This is a genomic window from Streptomyces viridosporus (genome assembly GCF_002078235.1).
GTDB classification, from domain to species: Bacteria; Actinomycetota; Actinomycetes; order Streptomycetales; family Streptomycetaceae; genus Streptomyces; species Streptomyces viridosporus.
Map to the genome: position 1 here is coordinate 1 of NZ_MSGP01000198.1, position 14,163 is coordinate 14,163.

Annotated in this window: 15 protein-coding genes; 4 read left to right on the forward strand and 11 right to left on the reverse strand. The window is 71.8% G+C overall.

The features are described from left to right. Positions 1-229: 229 nt before the first annotated feature. On the reverse strand, positions 230-391 hold the full coding sequence (locus B7L92_RS41080; RefSeq protein WP_170102213.1) for a hypothetical protein: 162 nt from the start codon (positions 389-391) through the stop codon (positions 230-232). Positions 392-497: 106 nt separating this feature from the next. Here B7L92_RS41080 and B7L92_RS14575 point away from each other — a divergent pair, with 106 nt between their 5' ends. Together B7L92_RS14575 and B7L92_RS14580 are read left to right on the forward strand one after the other, a co-directional pair. Further along, complete coding sequence (locus B7L92_RS14575; protein ID WP_081237892.1) at positions 498-1,340, forward strand: SCO4651 family lipoprotein; 843 nt, start codon at positions 498-500, stop codon at positions 1,338-1,340. 82 nt (positions 1,341-1,422) lie between these two features. Beyond that, positions 1,423-1,602 carry a hypothetical protein gene (locus B7L92_RS14580; protein ID WP_004986348.1) on the forward strand — a complete coding sequence of 60 codons (180 nt, stop codon included), beginning with the start codon at positions 1,423-1,425 and terminating at the stop codon, positions 1,600-1,602. Between the two features lie 30 nt (positions 1,603-1,632). On the opposite strand, the gene B7L92_RS14585 is transcribed toward B7L92_RS14580, so the two are convergent. Continuing rightward, positions 1,633-2,037: a metal-sensitive transcriptional regulator gene (locus B7L92_RS14585; RefSeq protein WP_004986351.1), complete on the reverse strand. Its 405-nt coding sequence runs from the start codon at positions 2,035-2,037 to the stop codon at positions 1,633-1,635. 239 nt (positions 2,038-2,276) lie between these two features. Between B7L92_RS14585 and B7L92_RS14590 the strand changes: the two genes are divergently transcribed. Both B7L92_RS14590 and B7L92_RS14595 read left to right on the forward strand, forming a co-directional pair. After that, complete coding sequence (locus B7L92_RS14590; protein ID WP_004986355.1) at positions 2,277-2,897, forward strand: DUF47 domain-containing protein; 621 nt, start codon at positions 2,277-2,279, stop codon at positions 2,895-2,897. Positions 2,898-2,906: 9 nt separating this feature from the next. Then, positions 2,907-3,905, forward strand: a complete 999-nt coding sequence (locus B7L92_RS14595; RefSeq protein ID WP_081237894.1) for an inorganic phosphate transporter — start codon at positions 2,907-2,909, stop codon at positions 3,903-3,905. Positions 3,906-4,015: 110 nt separating this feature from the next. Here the strand turns inward: B7L92_RS14595 and pstB are convergent, their stop codons facing one another. From pstB to B7L92_RS14640, 9 genes are all read right to left on the reverse strand, one after another. Continuing rightward, positions 4,016-4,792: a phosphate ABC transporter ATP-binding protein PstB gene (gene pstB / locus B7L92_RS14600; protein WP_004986357.1), complete on the reverse strand. Its 777-nt coding sequence runs from the start codon at positions 4,790-4,792 to the stop codon at positions 4,016-4,018. Between the two features lie 51 nt (positions 4,793-4,843). Then, entirely contained in the window at positions 4,844-5,905 is a 1,062-nt protein-coding gene (gene pstA / locus B7L92_RS14605; RefSeq protein WP_081237895.1) for a phosphate ABC transporter permease PstA, read from the reverse strand. Next, positions 5,902-6,915 carry a phosphate ABC transporter permease subunit PstC gene (gene pstC / locus B7L92_RS14610; RefSeq protein WP_081237897.1) on the reverse strand — a complete coding sequence of 338 codons (1,014 nt, stop codon included), beginning with the start codon at positions 6,913-6,915 and terminating at the stop codon, positions 5,902-5,904. Before pstC ends, pstA begins: the two co-directional genes overlap by 4 nt. A 133-nt stretch (positions 6,916-7,048) precedes the next feature. Next, positions 7,049-8,176, reverse strand: coding sequence for a phosphate ABC transporter substrate-binding protein PstS (gene pstS / locus B7L92_RS14615; protein ID WP_081237899.1), 1,128 nt, complete (start codon positions 8,174-8,176; stop codon positions 7,049-7,051). A 251-nt stretch (positions 8,177-8,427) separates the two neighbouring features. After that, positions 8,428-8,931 carry an NUDIX hydrolase gene (locus B7L92_RS14620; protein WP_081237901.1) on the reverse strand — a complete coding sequence of 168 codons (504 nt, stop codon included), beginning with the start codon at positions 8,929-8,931 and terminating at the stop codon, positions 8,428-8,430. 19 nt (positions 8,932-8,950) lie between these two features. After that, positions 8,951-10,249: a CHAD domain-containing protein gene (locus B7L92_RS14625; RefSeq protein ID WP_107501490.1), complete on the reverse strand. Its 1,299-nt coding sequence runs from the start codon at positions 10,247-10,249 to the stop codon at positions 8,951-8,953. Further along, positions 10,230-12,599 carry an RNA degradosome polyphosphate kinase gene (locus tag B7L92_RS14630; RefSeq protein ID WP_438363994.1) on the reverse strand — a complete coding sequence of 790 codons (2,370 nt, stop codon included), beginning with the start codon at positions 12,597-12,599 and terminating at the stop codon, positions 10,230-10,232. Before B7L92_RS14630 ends, B7L92_RS14625 begins: the two co-directional genes overlap by 20 nt. Positions 12,600-12,761: 162 nt before the next feature. Further along, a complete protein-coding gene (locus B7L92_RS14635) occupies positions 12,762-13,622 on the reverse strand; it encodes an ABC-2 membrane transporter-related protein (protein WP_081237905.1) in 861 nt (286 codons plus the stop codon). Continuing rightward, the gene (locus B7L92_RS14640; RefSeq protein ID WP_255310959.1) at positions 13,619-14,104 is read right to left on the reverse strand and encodes a hypothetical protein; all 486 of its coding nucleotides are present in this window, start codon (positions 14,102-14,104) and stop codon (positions 13,619-13,621) included. Before B7L92_RS14640 ends, B7L92_RS14635 begins: the two co-directional genes overlap by 4 nt. Positions 14,105-14,163 lie beyond the last annotated feature (59 nt).

Below are 14,163 nucleotides of genomic sequence, written 5' to 3' on the forward strand. Positions count from 1 at the left end.
GGTGCTCGGGTGCTCGGGTGCACGGGTGCTGGACGCCGGCTGGTCGCCCGGGGGCGGCGTGGGCCGGAGGCGGGGAGCGCGGCCCGGTGCCGACGGGTCGCCTCCCCCCGAGCTCTCGGCTCCCCGGGCTTTCGTCTCGCCCGAGCTCTCGGCTCCGCTCGGACAGGCGCCCCCGTCGCCCGCCCGGGACGGCACGGGCGCCCGCGGTACGACGCCGGGGTGGGCAAGGTCACTCGAGGGTGTGGTTCTCGGCGTCCGTGCGGGCCAGGCTCCTGGCTCTTCTGGCCGGGCCGCGCCAGCCGCAGGTGCAGCGGGCTACGCAGAAAGGACCCTGCTCGGTGGTGGTCGTGCTGTGTCGGCCTGGGCCTGCCTCGTCGTCCTGGTGAGCCACGTCGACCACCGTAGCGCTCCGGCGCGTCGGCGTGACGGGGCCTCCCGCCGGTCGTTAACGGGAACGACAAGCGGCCCGTGTCGGACGGAGCGGGGGTAGGCAGGCGATGGCGCGACGACAGCAGCGGTACCGGCGGACGGTCGGCATGGTGGTCGCGGGCTGTCTCTGCCTGGGCGCCGCGGGCTGCGCGCGGAGCAGTGCCGTGACCGGGGGCGCCCCGGCCGGCGATCCGGTGCGGATGCTGCACCGGGCCGCCGACGCGCTGGTGGACGCCGGGAGCTCCAGGGCGCGGACCTCCCTGGAGATGGCCACCGGCGGGACCCGGGTGACCATCCGGGGCGAGGGCGTGTACGACTACCGCAAGCGGCTGGGGCGGCTGGAGGTGCTGCTGCCGCAGGGGGCGGCGGGGACCGCGGCGCGGCGGCCCATCATCGAGCTGCTCGCTCCCGGGGCGCTGTTCATGAAGAACCGGGGGGCCGGGGTGCCCGCCGACAAGTGGGTGCGGGTGGACACCGGGACGCTGTCCGACGGGAACCTCGTCACCGGCGGGGCCACCGATCCGTTCGCCGCCGCCGAGGTGCTGCGCGGGACGCGCGAGGCGACGTTCGTGGGGCGGACCGAGGTCGCGGGGACACAGGTGCGGCACTACCGGGGGACGGCGGACCTGGCCGAGGCCGCGCGGGACGCGTCGGACGCGAACCGCGGCCCGCTGGCCGCGGCGGCGAAGGGGTTCGCCACGACCGAGGTGCCGTTCGACGTCTACCTCGACGGCGAAGGGCGGATCCGCAAGGTCCGGCACCGGTTCAGTTTCGTCAACGGGGAGAACGGAGAGCGGGCCGAGCCCGTCGCGGTCGCCTCGACCACGCTGCTGTACGCCTTCGGGGCCCCGGCCGACGTGCGGCTCCCCGCGCGGGAGGACATCTACGCCGGCCGGATCGCCGCGGAGTGACCGGCCCGAACTAGCCCTTCCGTGCCATGCGCGGCGTGTGGGCGGCTCCCTACCCTAGGAAGTCGGCGACGGCAGGGATGGGGTGAGGCGGGTGGTTCCGCTCAGGGGCGGGACGGTGCAGGATCACGTGGCGCTCGCCGAGATCGAGCTGTGCGGTGATCTGATCATCGCTGCCTCCGCCGCCGAGGACCGGCTCAGCCTGGAGAGCATCGACGAGGTACTGCGGGTGGCCGAGGCACGGGCGGAGTCCTCCCGGGAGTAGGGCCCTCCGCCCGCGGGCCGGCCGGGTCGCTCAGGTCCGCATCATGCGGGCGATGGCCTGCGTCGCCTCCTTGACCTTCGCGTCGATCTCGTCGCCGCCCTTGACGGCCGCGTCCGCGACGCAGTGGCGCAGATGCTCCTCCAGCAGTTGCAGCGCGAAGGACTGCAGCGCCTTGGTGGAGGCGGACACCTGGGTGAGTATGTCGATGCAGTAGACGTCCTCGTCGACCATCCGCTGCAGGCCGCGGATCTGGCCCTCGATGCGGCGCAGGCGTTTGACGTGGTCCTGCTTCTGGTGGTGGTAGCCGTGGATGCCGCGGTCGTGGTCGGTCACGACGTCCGCCGCGTCCGGTGCCTGGGCCGCGCCGGCCGCACCGGTCACGTCCGTGACGGCGGGGGCGGAGGGCGCGTTCGCGCCGGTCCCGGTGGTCGTCATCGCGTCCTCCTGGTGTGCTGAAGGGCGTCATATACCCCTGGTGGGTATATGATACCGAATTTTGCGGGGTAGAGGGGTCTTGGCTGCTGCCGTGCGCTGCGGCCGGGCGCGGACCGCGGACCGCCCCCCTGCTCAGCACCGTGCCCGATGGGCGACACTGGGGGGCGGCCCGTTAGTCGTGGCCGGAGGATGCGCCTAGCATCAGCCTGACTGAAACCGATGCATATCGAGGACCCCACGTGCGCTTTCGTCTGACCCCCAGGGAGACGAGCTTCTACGACATGTTCGCCGCATCCGCGGACAACATCGTCACGGGCTCGAAACTCCTGATGGAACTGCTCGGGGCGGACGCCTCCGCCCGGGCCGAGATCGCAGAGCGTATGCGGGCCGCGGAACACGCAGGTGACGACGCCACGCACGCGATCTTCCACCAGTTGAACTCCTCCTTCATCACGCCCTTCGACCGCGAGGACATCTACTCCCTCGCCTCCTCCCTCGACGACATCATGGACTTCATGGAGGAGGCCGTCGACCTGGTCGTCCTCTACAACATCGAGGAACTTCCCAGGGGCGTCGAGCAGCAGATCGAGGTGCTGGCACGGGCCGCGGAGCTGACCGCGGAGGCCATGCCGCACCTGCGCACGATGGACAGCCTCACCGAGTACTGGATCGAGGTCAACCGCCTGGAGAACCAGGCCGACCAGATCCACCGCAAGCTGCTGGCCCACCTCTTCAACGGCAAGTACGACGCGATCGAGGTGCTGAAGCTGAAGCAGATCGTGGACGTACTGGAGGAGGCGGCCGACGCCTTCGAGCACGTGGCGAACACGGTGGAGACCATCGCGGTCAAGGAGTCCTGAGGCCCGTCCATGGACACCTTCGCTCTGGTCGTGACCATCGGGGTCGCGCTCTTCTTCACGTACACCAACGGTTTCCACGACTCGGCGAACGCGATCGCCACCTCGGTGTCGACGCGGGCCCTCACCCCCCGGGCCGCGCTCGCGATGGCGGCCGTCATGAACCTCGCCGGCGCCTTCCTGGGGTCGGGGGTCGCCAAGACGGTCAGTGAAGGACTGATCGAGACGCCCGAGGGCTCGACGGGGATGGGGATCCTCTTCGCCGCGCTGGTGGGGGCGATCGTCTGGAACCTGATCACCTGGTACTTCGGGCTGCCGTCCTCGTCCTCGCACGCCCTGTTCGGCGGCATGGTGGGCGCCGCGCTGGCCGGCGGCACGACCGTGTACTGGAACGGGGTGCTGGAGAAGATCGTCATCCCGATGTTCGTGTCGCCGGTGGTGGGCCTGATCGCCGGTTACCTGGTGATGACGGCGATCCTGTGGATGTTCCGGCGGGCCAATCCGCACAAGGCCAAGCGGGGCTTCCGCATAGCGCAGACGGTGTCGGCGGCGGGGATGGCGCTGGGACACGGTCTGCAGGACGCGCAGAAGACGATGGGCATCGTGGTGATGGCGCTGGTCATCGCCGACGTGGAGGACTACGGCGATCCGATCCCGGTGTGGGTGAAGGTCGCCTGTGCGCTGATGCTGTCCGCGGGGACGTACGCGGGTGGCTGGCGGATCATGCGGACGCTGGGCCGGAAGATCATCGAGCTGGACCCGCCGCAGGGGTTCGCGGCGGAGACGACCGGCGCGTCGATCATGTTCGGGTCGGCGTTCCTGTTCCACGCGCCGATCTCGACGACGCATGTGATCACGTCCGCGATCATGGGCGCGGGGGCGACGAAGCGGGTCAACGCGGTGCGCTGGGGCGTGGCCAAGAACATCGTCCTCGGGTGGTTCATCACCATGCCGGCGGCGGCGCTGGTGGCCGCGGCGTCCTTCGGCCTGGTGCAGCTGGCGTTCCTCTAGGGACCGGACGTCGCCCATACGACGACGGGCCCGCCCCCGGCTCCCGGGGGCGGGCCCTTTTCGTCCTCACGGTGGCACCGCCATGCAGCACCGCGAGGGGTTCGGGGGGATCAGCCGAAGCGGCCGGAGATGTAGTCCTCCGTGGCCTGGACGGACGGGTTGGAGAAGATCCGCTCCGTGTCGTCGATCTCGATCAGCTTGCCGGGCTGGCCGACCGCCGCCAGGTTGAAGAACGCCGTGCGGTCGGAGACGCGCGCCGCCTGCTGCATGTTGTGCGTCACGATGACGATCGTGAAGCGCTCCTTCAGCTCGCCGATCAGGTCCTCGATGGCGAGGGTGGAGATCGGGTCCAGGGCGGAGCAGGGCTCGTCCATCAGCAGGACGTTCGGCTCGACCGCGATGGCGCGGGCGATGCACAGACGCTGCTGCTGACCGCCGGAGAGGCCCGAGCCGGGCTTGTTCAGGCGGTCCTTGACCTCGTTCCAGAGGTTCGCGCCCTTGAGGGACTTCTCGACGATGTCGTCCAGCTCGGACTTCTTGTACTTGCCGTTCAGGCGCAGGCCCGCCGCCACGTTGTCGTAGACCGACATCGTGGGGAACGGGTTCGGGCGCTGGAAGACCATGCCGACCTCGCGCCGCACGGCCACCGGGTCGATCCCGCTGCCGTACAGGTTCTCGTCGTCGAGCAGGACCTTGCCCTCGACCCGGCCGCCCGGCGTCACCTCGTGCATGCGGTTGAGCGTGCGCAGGAAGGTGGACTTGCCACAGCCGGAGGGGCCGATGAAGGCGGTCACCGAGCGGGGCTCGACGGTCATCGAGATGTCCTCGATGGCGAGGAAGGAGCCGTAGTAGGCGTTGAGGCCGCTGACATCGATGCGCTTGGCCATGTGAATCACTGCTTCTTTCGGGTCGCTGACGGAAAAGGGCTCCTGGCCGCGTCAGCGACCGGTCTTCGGGGCCTTCCAGCGGGCGATGCCGCGGGCCACCAGGTTGAGGATCATGATGAACGCGATGAGCGTCAGGGCCGCCGCCCAGGCGCGGTCGTAGGCCGCGCCGTAGCCGCCGCTGTTGGCGTACTGCAGGTAGATGTACATCGGCAGCGAGGCCTGCGGGTCGGAGAACGGGTTGCTGTTGATGAAGTTCGTTCCCCAGACCAGCAGCAGCACGGGCGCGGTCTCACCGGTGATGCGGGCGATCGCGAGCATGATGCCGGTGGTGATGCCGCCGATCGACGTGGGCAGGACCACCTTGAGGATGGTGCGCCACTTCGGCACGCCCAGCGCCAGCGACGCCTCGCGCAGCTCGTTCGGGACGAGCTTGAGCATCTCCTCGGTGGAGCGGACGACCACCGGGATCATCAGGATGGACAGGGCCATCGCGCCGGCGAAGCCGGAGTAGCCCATGTCCAGGATCAGGATCCACAGGCTGAGGATGAACAGGCCCGCGACGATGGACGGGATGCCCGTCATGACGTCGACGAAGAAGGTGACGGCCTTGGCGAGCCTGCCGCGGCCGTACTCGACCAGGTAGATCGCGGTGAGCACACCCACCGGCACGGAGATCAGGGTGGCGAGGCCGACCTGCTGCAGCGTGCCGAGGATGGCGTGGTAGATGCCGCCGCCGGGCTCGGTGTCGGCGACCACGCCCATCGAGTGGGTCAGGAAGTACCCGTCGAGGACCTTCACGCCGCGCTTGAGGGTCTCCCAGACCAGGGAGGCCAGCGGGATCACGGCCAGGATGAAGGCGACCCACACCAGGCTGGTCGCGGTGCGGTCCCTGGCCTGGCGGCGGCCCTCGACCTTGGCGGAGATGCCGTAGGAGCCGAAGACGAACAGCAGGGCCGCGATCAGGGCCCACTGGATGTCGCTGTGCAGGCCGGCCGCGGCGCTGATGCCCAGGCCCGCGACGACGGAACCCGCGGCGACCGCCCAGGCGAACCACTTGGGCAGGGTCGCGCCGCGCAGGGAGCTGCGCTGGGGGGAAAGGGTTGCGTGGGTCATGCGTTGGCCCCCGAGTACTCCTTGCGGCGGGCGATGATCATGCGGGCCGCGCCGTTGACCAGCAGCGTGATGACGAAGAGGACGAGACCGGAGGCGATCAGCGCGTCCCGGCCCGTCACGGTGGCCTCGTTGAACTTGCTGGCGATGTTCTGCGCGAAGGTGCCGCCGCCCGTGTCGAGCAGGCTGGCGTTGATGTCGAAGCTGGAGGAGAGCACCATGGCCACGGCCATCGTCTCGCCGAGCGCGCGGCCGAGGCCGAGCATCGAGGCGGAGATGACGCCGGAGCGGCCGAAGGGCAGCACCGACATGCGGATGACCTCCCAGCGCGTGGCGCCGAGGGCCAGGGCCGCCTCCTCGTGCATCCGCGGGACCTGCCGGAAGACCTCGCGGCTCACATTGGTGATGATCGGCAGGATCATGATGGCCAGCAGGATGCCGACGGTGAACAGCGAGCGCGGGGCGCCGTCGTTCCACTCGAAGACGCCGGTCCAGCCGAGGTAGTCGTCCAGCCAGCCGTAGAGGCCCTCCAGGTGCGGCACCAGGACGAGGGCGCCCCACAGGCCGTAGACGATGGAGGGGACGGCGGCGAGCAGGTCGATCACGTACGCGATGGGACCGCCGAGGCGGCGCGGGGCGTAGTGCGTGATGAACAGGGCGATGCCGACCGCGATCGGGACCGCGATGGCCATGGCGATGATCGACGACACGACGGTGCCGAAGGCCAGGACCGCGACGCCGAACTTCGGCGGGACGCCGCTGGGGTTCCACTCGAAGGAGGTGAAGAAGTTCGCCTCGTTCTCACTGAGGGCTATGGAGGCGCGGTAGGTCAGGAAGACCGCGATGGCGGCCATGAGGGCCAGCACGAAGATGCCGGATCCGCGGGAGAGCCCGAGGAAGATCCGGTCGCCGGGGCGGGTGGCACCGCGTGCGGCGCGCTTGTCCCGGGGCGCGGCAGGCGCGGGTGCGGCGGGTGTGGGGGGAACGGTGGGTTGGTGTGTCTTGATGTCCATCGGGTTCTCCGGTCTGCGGAGCCACCGGGGTGGGCGGCTCGGTCGGAGCCGTCCGGGGGCCGGGGGCTCCTGATGGCGGTGCACCGGACGGTGCGGACCGGCCCCGTGGTGGGGGCCGGTCCGCACACTCGGGTCAGCTCAGGCCCGAAACGGTTTCGCGGACCTTGGTGATGATCTCCTGGGGCATCGGGGCGTAGCCGGCGTCGGCGAGCAGGCCCTGACCGTCCTCGGAGGCCACGTAGTTCAGGAAGGACTTGGTGGCGGGCAGGGTGTCCGCCTTGTTGCCCTTGTCGCAGACGATCTCGTACGTCACCATCACCATCGGGTAGGCGCCCTCGGCGGACGGGGTGTAGTCCAGCTCCAGCGCGAGGTCCTTGCCGGTGCCGACGATCTTGGCGGCGCCGATGGCGGCGGTGGCGTTCTCGACGGTGGCCTTGACCGGCTCGGCGGCCTCGGTCTTGATGTCGACGGTCTTGATGCCGTCCTTGGCGTAGGAGAGCTCGAAGTACGAGATCGCGCCCTCGGTCTGCTTCACCTGCTGGGCCACGCCGGAGGAGCCCTGAGCGGACTGGCCGCCCTCGGCCTCCCAGGACTTGCCCGGCTCGTACTTCCAGTCCTTGGGCGCGGCGGCCTTCAGGTACTTGGTGAAGTTGTCGGTGGTGCCGGACTCGTCGGAGCGGTGGAAGGCCTGGATCTTGAGGTCGGGAAGCTTCGCGTCGGGGTTGAGCTTCTTGATGGCCTCGTCGTTCCAGTTGGTGATCTTGTTGTCGAAGATCTGCGCGAGGGTGGCGGCGTCCAGGGCGAGGGTGTCGACGCCGGGGACGTTGAAGCCGACCGCGATCGGGCCGCCGACCATCGGCAGGTCGATGGCCTGGCCGTCGGTGCAGACCTTCTTCGAGGCCTCGATCTCCTCGGGCTTCAGCGCGGAGTCCGAACCGGCGAAGGCGGTCTGGCCCTGGGTGAACGCGGTGATGCCGGCGCCCGAACCGGTCGGGTTGTAGTTGATCTGCACGTCCTTGCAGGCCGCGGTGTACTGCTTGACCCAGGCGTCGATCGCGTTCTTCTGGGCGGAGGAGCCGGAGGCCTGCAGCTGACCCTTGGCGTCACCGCAGTCGATGTTGCCGGCCGCCGTGCTGGACGACGCGTCGCCGTTGCCGGCGCCGCCGGTGTCGTCGGAGCCGCACGCCGTGAGGGCCAGGGCGCCGGAGACGGCGAGAGCGCCGAGAGCGAGGGCCCGCCGGTTCTTGCGCTGAAGCTTCACTTGAGTTCCTTCCAGGAGCCGCCGTCCTGCATTCGGCGGCGTGCGAAGTGTGAGTGCTGCGGTCTCCCTCTTCCCGGGCGATCCGCATCGCGTAAGGCCGAAATTAGGCAGATCAGGTGACGGCGCCGATGGGCGTAAATGAACGAGGGGTGAACCCCTGTGGACGGTGCGGTGAGGTCACGGAACGCTTACGTCAAGGACACGGGAGGATACCGGGCGACCGGGGCGGAACGGGGCACCCGGGGCCGCGCTCAGGGAGCGGCCGGGCGCAGGACGGCGAGCAGGGCGTCCACCAGGGCGGCGTCCCCGGGCGCGGTGAGGCGGGGGCGGGCCGCGTCCGGGGGGAGCCACAGGATGCGGTCGATCTCGTCGCTCGGGGTGAACGTGCCGGCGACGGCCTCGGCCGCCCAGTAGCGGACCCGCTTGGGGCGGCCTTTGGCCAGGTAGTGCGTCGAGGGGAGCTCGGCGGACGGCGCCGCGGTGTGGCCCGTCTCCTCGGCGACCTCGCGCAGCGCGCCGGCCAGCGGGTCCTCGCCGCGTCTGAGCTTGCCCTTGGGCCAGGACCAGTCGTCGTACTTCGGCCGGTGCACCAGGCAGAGCTGGAGCTCCCCGGTCACCGGGGAGCGGCGCCACAGGACGCAGCCGGCGGCCTGGACGGTGAGGGAGGGGGGCTTGCCGGAGCCGGAGCCCGAGCCGGATCCGGATGCCGAGCCGGAGCCGGATCCTGGGCCGGATCCGGAGCCCGGGGAGTTCATCGGGTACCTCCCTGTCTCCTCAGGACGTGCCGACGACGTCCTTCTGCCACGCACGCTGGAACGCGTACCGCGCCGCCTCCACCTCATGCCGCTGATCGGCGTGGAGCACGCCCAGCGCGTACGCCGTGGCCGGGGCGATCCGCGGGGTGCGCGCCGCCTGTGCCGCGGCGGCCGCCGCCTCGGAGGCGTCGCGGTGCCGGTCGAGGGCCTCGCCGGCGGCGCGCAGGCGCTCGGCGGCCGGGTCCGCGCCGGCTCCGGCGTGCAGCACCTCGCGGGCGTAGCGGTGCAGGCGCAGCAGCAGGCGGACCTGGTGCCAGGGGGCGTCCTGCGGGTGCGGGGCGGGGTCCGGGGACAGCCCGTGGATCAGTGCCTCCGCGTTGTACGGGCTGCCCGCGGTGAGCAGGGGAAGCGCGGCGACGGCGTCGACGAGGCGCTCGCGCGCGGCCGCCGCCAGGGGGACGAGGTCCGCGGCGGACGCGGCCGGTGACAGCGGGACCTCGCTGGCGAGCACGGCGACCTTGTCGGCGATCGCGTGGAACCGGGAGGACCGGAGGGCCTGGAGGGCGGTGGAGTGGGCCCGGGTACGGGCGAGCGTCAGCTGCCGGTCGAGCAGGGCGCCCGCCTTGGCGGCCCCCACGGTGAGGTGGCCGCGGTCGACGGTGGTGCCCGTGGCGGGGGCCGTGCGGGTCACGCCCGCCGTGCCGGTGACGGTGGTCCTCCCGGTGGGGACGGGGGTGCCCGGGAGGCGGTCGGTGCCCGTGGCCGGCACGGTGGCCGTGGCCCGGCCGGATCCGCCGGGGCGTGCGGTGGCGGTGCCGGGGGCGAGCCGCCGTACCGTGCTCTCCGCGTCCGGCGTGCCGTCGGGGGCGCCGGAGGGACGGCCGGCCGTCCCGCCCGCCGTGTGCGTGACGCGGCCGGTGGCACCCGGCGCCGGGACCGCGCCGCCCTCCTCCTGGGCCGGGGGGAAGGCGGTGGCGGCACCCGACAGCCGGTGCAGGGCCAGCAGCAGCCGCTCCAGACGGGCCCCGTACGCGTGTTCCAGGGCCAGCGTGCCGGAGACCCAGGCCAGTTCGGGGCGCATCGCCTCCGACCAGCCGGGGTCCAGGACCGGCTGGAAGGTGTGCAGGCTGGCGCTGATGCGGCGGGAGGCGCGGCGCAGCGCCCGGGCCGCCTCGACGGAATCCTCCGCCGCGCCCGCACCGGTCTCCCGGTGGAGGCGCAGCGCGCGGAGGAACTCGGTCGCCCGGCCCCGCAGATAGCCGGCCAGGGCGTCCGCCGGTACCGGACCGGCCGTCGGGTCAAGGTGTCGCTGTGCCACGCCGGCGCCTCCGGGCGTCAATGAGCATCTCCTGGACGTTGCGCAGGGGCTGGCCGTCCGCGTCCGTCGCGTGCCGGGTCCACTCACCGTCCGGGCCGAGGTGCCAGGAGGCGGTGCTGTCGGACATCCCGGTCTCCAGCAGCCGGTTGAGGGCCGCCCGGTGGGCCGGGTCGGTGACCCGGACCAGTGCCTCTATGCGGCGGTCGAGGTTGCGGTGCATCATGTCCGCGCTGCCGATCCACACCTCGGGCTCGCCGCCGTTGCCGAAGGCGAAGACGCGCGAGTGCTCGAGGAAGCGGCCGAGGATGGACCGGACCCGGATGTTCTCCGACAGGCCCTCCACGCCCGGCCGGAGCGCGCAGATGCCGCGCACCCAGATGTCGACCGGCACGCCCGCCTGGGACGCGCGGTAGCAGGCGTCGATGACCGCCTCGTCGACCATCGAGTTGACCTTGATGCGGACATGGGCGGGACGCCCGGCGCGGTGGTGCTGGGCCTCCTTGTCGATCCGTGAGACCAGCCCGTTCCGCAGGGACTTGGGGGCGACCAGGAGCCGGCGGTAGGTCTCCCGGCGGGAGTAGCCGGAGAGGCGGTTGAACAGGTCGGAGAGGTCCGCGCCGACCTGCTGGTCGGCGGTGAGCAGGCCCAGGTCCTCGTAGAGGCGGGCCGTCTTCGGGTGGTAGTTGCCGGTGCCGACGTGGCTGTACCGCCGGAGCGTCTCGCCCTCCTGACGGACCACCAGGGACAGCTTGCAGTGGGTCTTCAGGCCGACCAGGCCGTAGACGACGTGGCAGCCGGCCTCCTCCAGCTTGCGCGCCCACTTGATGTTGGCGCTCTCGTCGAAGCGGGCCTTGATCTCGACCAGGACGAGGACCTGCTTGCCGGACTCGGCGGCGTCGATGAGCGCGTCCACGATCGGGGAGTCGCCCGACGTCCGGTACAGCGTCTGCTTGATGGCGAGGACGTCCGGGTCGGCGGCGGCCTGCTCCAGGAACGCCTGGACGGACGTGGAGAACGAGTCGTACGGGTGGTGCAGCAGCACGTCGCGGCTGCGCAGCGCGGCGAAGATGTCGGGGGCCGAGGCGGACTCCACCTCCGCCAGGTCGCGGTGGGTGCCGGCGATGAACTTCGGGTACTTCAGCTCGGGCCGGTCCAGGCTGTGGATGCGGAAGAGACCGGTGAGGTCCAGCGGGCCGGGCAGCGGGTACACCTCGGCCTCGCCGACCTTCAGCTCCCGGACCAGCAGGTCCAGCACCTCCCGGTCGATGGACTCCTCCACCTCCAGCCGCACCGGCGGCCCGAAGCGGCGCCGCATGAGCTCCTTCTCCAGCGCCTGGAGCAGGTTCTCGGCGTCGTCCTCCTCGACCTCCAGGTCCTCGTTGCGGGTGAGCCGGAAGGCGTGGTGCTGCAGCACCTCCATGCCCGGGAACAACTCCTCCAGGTGGGCGGCGATGACGTCCTCGACGGGGACGTAGCGGCCCGGGGAGCTCTCCAGGAAGCGGGACAGCAGCGGCGGCACCTTGACCCGCGCGAAGTGCTTGTGGCCGGTGACCGGGTTGCGGACGACCACGGCCAGGTTCAGCGACAGGCCCGATATGTACGGGAAGGGGTGCGCCGGGTCGACCGCGAGGGGCGTGAGGACCGGGAAGATCTGGTGCCGGAAGAGGGTGAACAGGCGGGCCTGCTCCTTCTCCGTCAGCTCGCTCCAGCGGACCAGGTGGATGCCGGCGTCCGTCAGCGCGGGGAGGACGTCCTCGTGGAAGCAGGCGGCGTGCCGCGCCATCAGCTCGCGGGAGCGGGCCCAGATCATCTCCAGCACCTCGCGCGGCTGGAGGCCGGAGGCGGAGCGGGTGGCGACACCGGTGGCGATGCGGCGCTTCAGACCGGCCACCCGGACCATGAAGAACTCGTCCAGGTTGCTGGCGAAGATCGCCAGGAAGTTCGCCCGCTCCAGCAGCGGGGTCTCGGGGTCCTCGGCGAGTTCCAGGACGCGTTCGTTGAACGCGAGCCAGCTGCGTTCCCGGTCGAGGAAGCGGCCCTGCGGCAGCTGGAGGCCGTCCCGCGGGGACTCCTCGTACCCGCCGAGATCGGCGTCGATGTCGGGTTCCAGGTCGGAGACCACCCCGGCCACGGTGTGCGGGCGGTGGGCGGCTATGGAGCCCACGGAGGGCTGCGCGTGCTGTACCTGCTGTGCCTGGGCGTTCTGCTGGCTCATGGACCCATTCTTCCGCGCCGACCGCATCACGAGCGCGTCGGAAAACGCGGGTGGGAAGGGTGGTGGCCCTGAGGCTTCCCCGTTCCACCCGTTCCCCCGTCGGGGTGGTGAAGGTTCTGGCACGGCGGGATGCATTGGCCGAGCGTCGCAAGCCTGTCTGAATCTCCGGTTACGAAGACATGACGTCCCGGATAGCGGGAGGCGGTCCGCGGGGGAGGCCCGCGGGGAGCGGCCGTGCGTCCCTCCCCGGGGAGGGACGCACGGCCGCACCGGAAAGGGACGTGCGGACGGCGCCGATCAGGCCGTCCGGCGGCGCAGCACCGCGAAGGCGGTGACCGTGGCGAGGACGGCGACGGCGAGGACGATGCCGGTCTCGACGAGGTGCAGGGGCCAGAAATGGGACGCGGGGTGGTACGCGGTGTGGTGGCCGGTGCCGACGGCTTCCAGCCGCCACGCGCTGTCCGGCAGCGCGAACTCCTCGTGCGCGGGGAGCGCCTCGGCCGGCCACAGCCGGGCGCGGTGGCGCTCCAGGACGGTGCCGAGCAGCCACATCGCGGTGACGGAGACGGCGAGGGCGGGCAGCGCGCGGCGCAGGAGGAGCGCGGTGAGCGTGCCGACCGCGAGGGCGCACAGCGCGTACGCCACCGTCGCCGGGCCGCGGGCCACGAAGGCGTCGGCGGAGGCCCAGCCGTCGGCCATGACGAGGAGGTCCCCGTTGGCCGCCCAGACCCGGCGGAACACCAGGACCAGGGCGGTGCCGCCGGCGGTGAGGACCAGCGCGGGCACGAGCAGCTTGGCCGCCAGCCAGCGGACCGGGGTGATGCCCTGGGTCCAGGCCAGCCTGGCGGTGCCGGACTCCAGCTCGCGCCCGATCAGCGCGCCGCCGGCGAAGGCGGCCACGGCGAGGAAGCCGTGGTGGACGAGGAAGCCGACGTGCTCGAGCGGCCGGCTGAAGTCGAGGGCCTCGATGACGTCCACGCAGCCCCACGGGCCGCGGGAGCACTCCGCCTCCGCCGCCCGCACCGCGTCCACGGTGATCTCGTCCAGCCACACCAGCCGGGCGATCAGGCCCGCGACGGACGCGCCCCAGACGATCAGCGCCGTGCGGTGCAGCCGCAGCACCGTCCGGAACGTCCGCGCGGGTGCGGTGGCGCTCATGCCGGGCCGTCCTTCCCGGCCGGCCCCGCGGTGCGCAGGCGCAGCACGCGGAACGCCGCCAGGGCCAGCAGCGCGGCGACGACGAGCAGCACGCCGGAGGCCGTCAGGTGCAGCGGCCAGTGGTGCGCGGCCGGGTGGAGGTCGCGGTAGAAGCCGACGACGTCCGGGTCGATCGGCGCCGTGTGGCAGTCCTGCGGTGCGTGATCGCCGCAGAGGGAGGGCAGGCGGTCGCCGTCGGCGGTCAGGGCGCCCTGGTCGACGACGATGCCGCTGCCCGACGGCCCGGTGCGCAGACCGCTGACCTTGGTGACCGTGGGCCACAGGTGCGGGAGGAGCACGTGGACGGCCGCCCACAGTCCCGCGAGGGCGACCGCGGCCGTGGTGAGTGCGGCGAGGGAGCGGCGCAGCAGCAGGCCCGCCAGGGCGCCCCCGGTGAGCCCGGCCAGGGCGAGGGCCGGATCGACACCGCCAAGCCGTGGCACGACGTCCCCACCTTCTACGCCAACGGCACCGTCCCCGTGGCCCTCGCCCTGGCCGGGCT

What these genes read in the sequence shown, in the direction of transcription:
- B7L92_RS14595 (WP_081237894.1), top strand. Translation starts at nt 2,907, where the DNA reads ATGGACACCTTCGCTCTGGTCGTGACCATCGGGGTCGCGCTCTTCTTC.
- pstB (WP_004986357.1), bottom strand. Translation starts at nt 4,792, where the DNA reads ATGGCCAAGCGCATCGATGTCAGCGGCCTCAACGCCTACTACGGCTCC.
- B7L92_RS14575 (WP_081237892.1), top strand. Translation starts at nt 498, where the DNA reads ATGGCGCGACGACAGCAGCGGTACCGGCGGACGGTCGGCATGGTGGTC.
- pstA (WP_081237895.1), bottom strand. Translation starts at nt 5,905, where the DNA reads ATGACCCACGCAACCCTTTCCCCCCAGCGCAGCTCCCTGCGCGGCGCG.
- B7L92_RS14635 (WP_081237905.1), bottom strand. Translation starts at nt 13,622, where the DNA reads ATGAGCGCCACCGCACCCGCGCGGACGTTCCGGACGGTGCTGCGGCTG.
- B7L92_RS14620 (WP_081237901.1), bottom strand. Translation starts at nt 8,931, where the DNA reads ATGAACTCCCCGGGCTCCGGATCCGGCCCAGGATCCGGCTCCGGCTCG.
- B7L92_RS14585 (WP_004986351.1), bottom strand. Translation starts at nt 2,037, where the DNA reads ATGACGACCACCGGGACCGGCGCGAACGCGCCCTCCGCCCCCGCCGTC.
- B7L92_RS14630 (WP_438363994.1), bottom strand. Translation starts at nt 12,599, where the DNA reads ATGCATCCCGCCGTGCCAGAACCTTCACCACCCCGACGGGGGAACGGG.
- pstC (WP_081237897.1), bottom strand. Translation starts at nt 6,915, where the DNA reads ATGGACATCAAGACACACCAACCCACCGTTCCCCCCACACCCGCCGCA.